Raw genomic sequence first — 7,288 nt, 5'->3', positions numbered from 1 at the left:
AGAACGTCATCCGAACCTGATGTGAGAAACCCGGGTGAACCATCGCAAACATCCCTAATGATCAGGCACGTTGCAACCACCGCTCGAATCCGCCCGTAGCCCACTACGATTTTCCACTCACGACGTGCACCGTTCACAGGGATACGACGAGTCGTTCCATCCCTCCCTGACCAGCACCTCGCGGACTTCGCGGTACACACCGCACGGGTCTTCGGTCACTTCGTGCCAGCCGTACATCAGCCGCGGCAGGTTCCGTAGTTCCGCGGCATTGTCGCGTCGTCGATCGCGAAAACGCCGCTGCTTGGCGGAGTGGAAAGCCTGGCCGTCCAGCCTGACGATGAGGTCGCATATTTCGTAACGAATGTCCTCGAAGAGCTGACGGCCGTCGACGAAGACCGGTGCCTGCCGCTTCCCGGCCGGAAGTCCGTGCGCCTGTTCGACATCGAGCACGTAGCGGTGCTCCAGCGCAGAATGGACCCCGTCGCGCATGAGAGCCAACGTGTGCAGAATCGCCTTCAGGTAGCGCATCGGCCGTCGGACCTCGATCTTGCGCGTCATTGCCGCGACGTTCACGCCGCCCGATGACATCGCTGAAACCAGCGTGATCACCGCCTGCCTCGACGACGGTTCTGCGACTGTCAGATCCAGCACCGTGTCGGCAGCGCTCGTTCGCGCCGGATTCGTCTCGACGCCGATGTGGCTCATGGCTCGGGAACGGTGCACGATCACGCCGGGATGAATTTGTTCATTGCTCTCCGACGTGAAGTTCTGCTTGGCGTGTCGCATTGTCGGCGGCCTGCTGATTGCCGAGCACCCGTAGGGAACGGTGAGATGAACCGGCCCAGAACTGACCCGCCGCCACCCCCACTCCTCAGCGGCGGTGGTGTGGCTGAGCAACGCTCCCCGGCCCGCGAACAACAATGCCGCCGACAGCTGCATCTCACGAGTCAGCGGCCCGTTGGTCACCGATATGACTCCGCGAAACACCCTGAGCCACTGCCCAGTTTCCACACAGTGGTCGATGGAGTCCTTGTTGACCCCGTTCTCGTGCATTTGCTTCGTGGTGATGATTCCGTGCTGATCGTCCAGTAGTCGCTGCCAGGCACCCGCCGGTCTCGTCCTCATGTACCTCAGGATTGCCGGTTTACGGTGACCGCGTCAGAATCTATCCACAGGCTGTGGATAGAAAGGGTCGTGAGTGGAAACTCGACCCCTGCTACGAACTTCCACGCACGTGCGGCGAAGCCGCTCTCACATACGACGCCTACCGGTGAGAGCTCGGCCGAGTGTCAGTTCGTCGGCGAATTCGAGGTCTCCGCCCATCGGCAGGCCGGAGGCGAGACGGGTGATGGCGAGACCGGGGAAATCGCGCATCATCCGCACCAAATACGTAGCCGTTGCTTCGCCCTCGGTGTTGGGGTCCGTGGCAATGATGACCTCGGTGACGTCGACGCCGTCGTCCTGAGTTCCCACGCGGGTCAACAACTCTCGGATGCGCAGCTGGTCGGGGCCCACTCCGTTGAGTGGGTCGAGCGCTCCGCCGAGTACGTGGTATCGGCCTTTGAATTCGCGCGTACGTTCCACGGCCTGAACGTCTTTGGGCTCTTCGACGACGCAGATCATGGACCTGTCACGTCGGGAGTCGGCGCAGATTCGGCACAGTTCCTTGTCCGATACGGTCCCGCAGACGATGCAGAACTGCACGCCGTCGCGGATGCGCTGCAGCGCGCGCATGAGGCGATCGACCTCGGGCGGCTCGACGGCCAGGAGGTGAAACGCTATGCGCTGAGCGCTCTTCGGACCGACGCCGGGAAACTTTCCCAGCTCGTCGATCAGATCCTGTACGGGACCTTCGTACACTCGTCTCGCCTAGAAGCCGGGTAGTCCGAGGGAGCCGCCGCCGAGGCCGCCTGCGAGGGGGCCGAGCTTCTCGCTCGCTACGTTCTGCGCTGCCTTCGACGCGTCGGCGATGGCACCGATCACCAGGTCCTGCAGTGTCTCGACGTCGTCGGGATCGACGATCTTGGGGTCGATGGTCAGTCCGACCACTTCGCCCGTTCCCTTGACGGTCGCCACGACGAGTCCGCCGCCGGCCTGGCCGGTGACCTCGGTTTCGGCGATCTCCGCCTGTGCCGCCATCAGTTGCTGCTGCATCTGCTGAGCCTGCTGCAGAATCGAGGCCATGTCGGGCTGTTCACCGGGTTGCACTGTGCCGTCCTCTCGCGTGGGTCGAAGCGACCTCCAGCGTAGTCGCACGGTGTCGGACGACGTTCGGCCGCACGATCGGGTTCGACACTCGGCTGACGTTCCGTCAGTTCTGAGCCCACGTAGCCTGAGGGCATGAACGCGCCGGCGAGCTCGACCCCTCGCAAGCGCCGAGTGACTCCCGAAACCATGGCCGAGGCGGGCATCGCCCTGACGCTGCCCAAGGTGACGGTGAAGTCGGTCGCCGACGCGCTGGGCGTATCGATCGTCGCGATCTACAACAACATCGACGGCCCGACCGCGCTCAAGGCCCTGGTCGCCGAGGAGATCCTGCGCCGGTGGTCGCCGCCGCTCCCCGGAGACGACGAGCCGATGCACGACGCGTTGCTGGGACTCTCGTCTGCACTGCGGGTGCTCGTACTCGAGAACCCGGGCATCGCCGAGTACCTGATCGGACTGACTCCCAGTTCCGTCGACGCGCTGCGCATGGCCGACACCGTGCAGACCCGATATCGAGTGCGCTACGAACTGACTTCCAAGCAGGCGACGTGGGCCGTCATCACCGTCAGCGAACATGCACTGGCGTTGGCGCAGATGGTGTACAACGCCGATCGCCGCGACCGTGAGTACGACGACGCGATCGCGGCGCGCACCGACCTCGACACCCTGCCGGGGGCCTACGACACGGTCGACCGTGGACCCGACGGGATGTTTCTGTGGTCGATGCGCACCGTGGTGGTCGGCACGTTGGCGTTGATCGAAGAACCGGATTTCGAGCGGGTCTAGATCAACTCGCGGCGCAGGTTGTCGAGGGTCGCGGCCTGGATCTTCTTCAATCCGAGGGGCGCGAACGTCTTCTCGAAGAATCCGCCGATTCCTCCGGCACCCGTCCACTCGGTCGTCGTGGTGACGACAGTGCCGTTGCCTTCGGGGGCGACGGTCCAGGTGGTGACCATGGAGGAGTTGGCGTCGCGTTCGGTGATGGTCGAGCCGGAGACCGTGACGGAGGCGCTCACGTTGCGCACTCGCTTCTCGGTGGCCTGCAGGGTCCATTCGGCCACGGTGCCGTCGCCTTGTCCGCCCTGCACCACCCGGTAGTCGCGATACTGCTCGGGAAAGATGCGGGGCCGCACGGTTTCGTAGTCGGCGAGCGCGGCGAGCACCTGATTGGGTGTGGTGGCGATGGTGGCGGAACTGGATGCGCTGACCTGAGCCACGAGAACGTTCTCCTTCGAGTCGATTGGGGTTGCGTTCTCCATCCTGCCTCGCGTCGCTCCCGATGTCGGCACTACGGCCGAAGGTGTGTGAGGTGGTTCACATACGATCAGTTGTCATCGAAAAACACATGCATGATGCAACCATTTGTCCGAATAGTTCTGTTTGAGCCGTCCGATTCGACAACAGTTGCATGAAGTTTCACCGGACCGTCGGCAGCTTCCGTGGATACCGAGCAGTACGAGATATAGCGTCTACTCGTGGCTTCAGTGAATGCTCTTCTCGGACGACGGCCAGAACCGAGGGAGAGCGGTTACGCAGCGCATCGGTCGGGTGTCGAGAAGTTGCTTCGCAGCTATCGCGCAATACCGACCGACGCGACGGTGCGTCTGGCTAAGAAGACGTCCAACCTGTTTCGGGCCAGGACGACCTCGAAGACGCCGGGACTCGACGTCTCGGGATTGAGCAAGGTCGTCACCGTCGATGCCGCGGCTCGCACCGCCGACGTGGCGGGGATGTGCACGTACGAGGATCTGGTCGACGCGACGCTGCCCTACGGCCTCGCCCCTCTCGTCGTTCCGCAGCTCAAGACGATCACCCTCGGCGGCGCGGTCACCGGACTCGGCATCGAGTCGACGTCGTTCCGCAGCGGGCTTCCGCACGAGTCGGTACTCGAGATCGACGTCCTCACCGGTAGCGGTGAGATCCTCACGGCAACACCCGAGGGCGAGCACGCGGACCTGTACTGGGGCTTTCCCAACTCGTACGGCACTCTCGGCTACTCGACGCGGCTGAAGATCGAACTCGAGCCGGTACTTCCGTTCGTTGCCCTGCGCCACTTGCGATTCCACGATCTGGACGCGCTTCAAACGACGATGGGCACCATCGTCGCTCGGCGTGAGTACGACGGCATCGAAGTTCAGTACCTGGACGGCGTCGTCTTCAGCGCCGACGAAAGCTACCTCACTCTCGGGGTCCAGACCGATGAGCCCGGCCCCGTCAGCGACTACACCGGTGCCGACATCTTCTACCGTTCGATCCAGCATTCGTCGGACACTCCGAAGACCGATCGGCTCACCATCCACGATTACCTATGGCGGTGGGATACCGACTGGTTCTGGTGCTCGCGTGCGTTCGGAACCCAGAACCCCCGGATCCGACGCTTCTGGCCGCGCAAGTACCGGCGCAGCAGCTTCTACTGGAAGTTGATCGGCCTCGATCGCAAGTACGACATCGCCGATCGACTCGAGAAGCGCAAGGGAAATCCGCCGCGCGAACGCGTCGTACAGGACGTCGAGGTTCCCATCGAACACACCGCCGGATTCGTACGCTGGTTTCTCGACGAGATTCCGATCGAGCCGTTGTGGTTGTGCCCCTTGCGTCTTCGCGAACCGGCCGCCCCCGGAGCCGATCCGTCCAGGCCGTGGCCGCTGTACCCGCTCGAGCCCAAGCGCACCTACGTCAACATCGGCTTCTGGTCGTCGGTGCCGATCGTGCCCGGTCGACCCGAGGGTGCCGCGAACCGCGCCATCGAGAAGAAGGTCACCGAGTTCGAGGGGCATAAATCGCTGTACTCGGATGCTTACTACACCGAGGATGAATTCGCCGTTCTCTACGGCGGCGAGAAATACAGAGAACTGAAGAAAAAATACGATCCCGAATCCCGATTGCTGGATTTGTACTCGAAGGCGGTGCAGCGCAAATGACGACGTTCAAGGACTCCGGCAATCGCACGGTGAACGGGCCACAGAAACTCAAGATCTCCGAGATCCTCGAGCTGATCTCCGACGGCAACATTCCCCTGCGTTTCACCGCGTACGACGGCAGCGTGGCCGGCCCCGAGGATGCCAAGATCGGCCTCAACCTCAAGAGCCCACGCGGAACCACTTATCTCGCAACAGCTCCCGGCGATCTCGGCATGGCCCGCGCCTATGTCTCCGGCGACCTGGAGGCCACCGGTGTTCATCCCGGTGATCCCTACGAACTGCTCGCGCTGATGGGCGACGAGCTCCATTTCCGCCGCCCATCGGCCATGACCTTGACCTCGATCGCTCGGTCGCTCGGCTGGGACGTGCTGCGTCCCATCGCTCCTCCGCCCCAGGAGGCGATTCCACGGTGGCGTCGCATCGCCGAAGGTCTGCGGCATTCCAAGACACGCGATGCCGAAGCGATCCACCACCACTACGACGTGTCCAACAGGTTCTACGAGATGGTCCTCGGTCCCTCGATGACGTACACCTGTGCGGCATTCGAGAACATCGAGCAGTCTCTGGAGGCCGCGCAGGAGAACAAGTATCGGTTGGTGTTCGACAAACTGGGTCTGCAGCCCGGTGATCGGCTGCTCGACATCGGGTGCGGCTGGGGTTCGATGGTGCGCTACGCAGCGCGACGCGGAGTTCAGGTCATCGGTGTGACTCTCTCGCAGGAGCAGGCCTCGTGGGCACAGAAGGCCATCGAAGACGAGGGGCTGTCGGACCTCGCCGAGGTTCGCTTCTCCGATTACCGCGACGTGCCCGAGACGAATTTCGACGCGATCTCGTCGATCGGGCTGACCGAGCACATCGGTGTCGGCAACTACCCGGCGTACTTCACGTTCATCCAGTCCAAGCTGCGTGACGGTGGTCGACTGCTGAACCACTCGATCACCCGGCCCGACAACCGCGCGCACGCCAAGGCAGGCAGCTTCATCGACCGGTACGTCTTTCCCGACGGGGAGCTGACCGGATCGGGTCGCATCATCACCGAGATCCAGGACGTCGGCCTCGAGGTCCGGCACGAGGAGAACCTCCGCGAGCACTACGCGCTGACCCTCGCCGGGTGGTGCCAGAACCTGGTCGACAACTGGGATGCGTGCGTCGCCGAGGCCGGCGAGGGAACAGCCCGTGTCTGGGGCCTGTACATGGCCGGGTCCCGTCTGGGATTCGAGCGCAATGTCGTTCAGCTGCACCAGGTTCTAGCGGTCAAGCTGGGACCGAAAGGTCAAGCCGACGTACCTCTGCGTCCGTGGTGGAACGGCTGAGCCTTGTGAGTGGAACTTCGTAGCGGGCTACGAGGTTCCACTCACATGGGAGCTAGCGACCGGTCGCCCGCAGGATGACTCGGGCGGTTTCGGTCGGCTGGTCCCAGTGCGGGAAGTGTCCGCATTTGTCGAACCAGTGCAGGGTGGCGTCGGGAAAACGCTGCATCGCCACCTCTGCCTGGCTGGGCGTCGTCACCTTGTCCTGACGGCCCCAGCCGATGAGCAGCGACCCCTGCAGGGAACCTTTCGGGGCACCCTGCTGCTTGGGCCCGTGGATCAGTGCCTTGCGAGCGGCGTCGAGCGAGGGTGAAGTCTTGGCAGAGAAGCCCTTCAGCTCCCGTTCGACCAGTCCGCTCGGCAATTTCCACGGCGCGGCCGAGAACTGCGCCAGTGCAGCGGTTCTGGTGATCGGGTTCCCGGCCAGGAAGGGCACCAGCGCTTGCGCCCGCTTCATCAACGCCAGCGATGCGGTGATGGTCGCCCCGAACACCTTGACCTGACGGTCGTTCCAGAAGCCGCCCGGATCGAGGGCCACCATCGACCCCCGGTGACCCCGCCGAGCCAGCTCGACGACCATCCGCGCGCCCATCGAGCTGCCGACGAGATCGGCGTCGGACAATCCCTCGCTGTCGAGGTACGCGCGCAGGGCATCGGTCAACGACGCGATGGACACGTCGGCCAGCGGCGGTGTCCGTCCGAACCCGGGGAGATCGAGGGCGATGACCTCGCGGTGCTCCGCGAGTGCCGGGACGATCGGATCCCAGTTGCGGTACGAGGACCCGAGCCCGTGGACGAGGACCAGCGGCGACCCGCTGCCAGTTCTGACGTTGTACATACCCGCGTCGTACC

8 protein-coding genes are annotated in these 7,288 nt (G+C 63.7%); 3 read left to right on the top strand and 5 right to left on the bottom strand.

All coding sequences use genetic code 11. From position 1 onward, the window contains the following. Positions 1-117 precede the first annotated feature (117 nt). The 3 genes from CH285_RS12220 to CH285_RS12210 all read right to left on the bottom strand — a co-directional run bounded on the left by CH285_RS12220 (position 118) and on the right by CH285_RS12210 (position 2,208). Positions 118-1,125 (bottom strand): type IV toxin-antitoxin system AbiEi family antitoxin domain-containing protein, encoded by a 1,008-nt coding sequence (locus tag CH285_RS12220; RefSeq protein ID WP_094644228.1) that lies wholly within the window; start codon positions 1,123-1,125, stop codon positions 118-120. A gap of 126 nt (positions 1,126-1,251) precedes the next feature. After that, positions 1,252-1,860 (bottom strand): recombination mediator RecR, encoded by a 609-nt coding sequence (gene recR / locus CH285_RS12215; protein WP_027494532.1) that lies wholly within the window; start codon positions 1,858-1,860, stop codon positions 1,252-1,254. A 9-nt stretch (positions 1,861-1,869) separates the two neighbouring features. After that, positions 1,870-2,208, bottom strand: a complete 339-nt coding sequence (locus CH285_RS12210; RefSeq protein WP_027494533.1) for a YbaB/EbfC family nucleoid-associated protein — start codon at positions 2,206-2,208, stop codon at positions 1,870-1,872. Between the two features lie 132 nt (positions 2,209-2,340). Here CH285_RS12210 and CH285_RS12205 point away from each other — a divergent pair, with 132 nt between their 5' ends. After that, the gene (locus CH285_RS12205) at positions 2,341-2,991 is read left to right on the top strand and encodes a hypothetical protein (protein WP_141214995.1); all 651 of its coding nucleotides are present in this window, start codon (positions 2,341-2,343) and stop codon (positions 2,989-2,991) included. Here CH285_RS12205 and CH285_RS12200 read toward each other — a convergent pair. After that, positions 2,988-3,422, bottom strand: coding sequence for an SRPBCC family protein (locus tag CH285_RS12200; RefSeq protein WP_032384230.1), 435 nt, complete (start codon positions 3,420-3,422; stop codon positions 2,988-2,990). The genes CH285_RS12205 and CH285_RS12200 overlap by 4 nt on opposite strands. 258 nt (positions 3,423-3,680) lie before the next feature. On the opposite strand from CH285_RS12200, the gene CH285_RS12195 reads away from it, so the two are divergent. Together CH285_RS12195 and CH285_RS12190 are read left to right on the top strand one after the other, a co-directional pair. Beyond that, positions 3,681-5,126 (top strand): FAD-binding oxidoreductase, encoded by a 1,446-nt coding sequence (locus tag CH285_RS12195; protein WP_052055145.1) that lies wholly within the window; start codon positions 3,681-3,683, stop codon positions 5,124-5,126. Beyond that, positions 5,123-6,439: a class I SAM-dependent methyltransferase gene (locus CH285_RS12190; RefSeq protein ID WP_032387970.1), complete on the top strand. Its 1,317-nt coding sequence runs from the start codon at positions 5,123-5,125 to the stop codon at positions 6,437-6,439. Before CH285_RS12195 ends, CH285_RS12190 begins: the two co-directional genes overlap by 4 nt. Before the next feature lie 52 nt (positions 6,440-6,491). Here CH285_RS12190 and CH285_RS12185 read toward each other — a convergent pair whose 3' ends face one another. Beyond that, positions 6,492-7,274: an alpha/beta fold hydrolase gene (locus CH285_RS12185; protein ID WP_032387971.1), complete on the bottom strand. Its 783-nt coding sequence runs from the start codon at positions 7,272-7,274 to the stop codon at positions 6,492-6,494. Positions 7,275-7,288: the final 14 nt, after the last annotated feature.

Origin of the sequence: Rhodococcus sp. 05-2256-B1 (genome assembly GCF_002258465.1) — a bacterium.
Lineage (GTDB): Bacteria > Actinomycetota > Actinomycetes > Mycobacteriales > Mycobacteriaceae > Rhodococcoides > Rhodococcoides fascians.
Note: the sequence above shows the minus strand (reverse complement) of the source record. Positions and strands in the feature narration are given on the sequence as shown.

What these genes read in the sequence shown, in the direction of transcription:
- CH285_RS12185 (WP_032387971.1), bottom strand. Translation starts at nt 7,274, where the DNA reads ATGTACAACGTCAGAACTGGCAGCGGGTCGCCGCTGGTCCTCGTCCAC.
- CH285_RS12190 (WP_032387970.1), top strand. Translation starts at nt 5,123, where the DNA reads ATGACGACGTTCAAGGACTCCGGCAATCGCACGGTGAACGGGCCACAG.
- CH285_RS12205 (WP_141214995.1), top strand. Translation starts at nt 2,341, where the DNA reads ATGAACGCGCCGGCGAGCTCGACCCCTCGCAAGCGCCGAGTGACTCCC.
- CH285_RS12220 (WP_094644228.1), bottom strand. Translation starts at nt 1,125, where the DNA reads ATGAGGACGAGACCGGCGGGTGCCTGGCAGCGACTACTGGACGATCAG.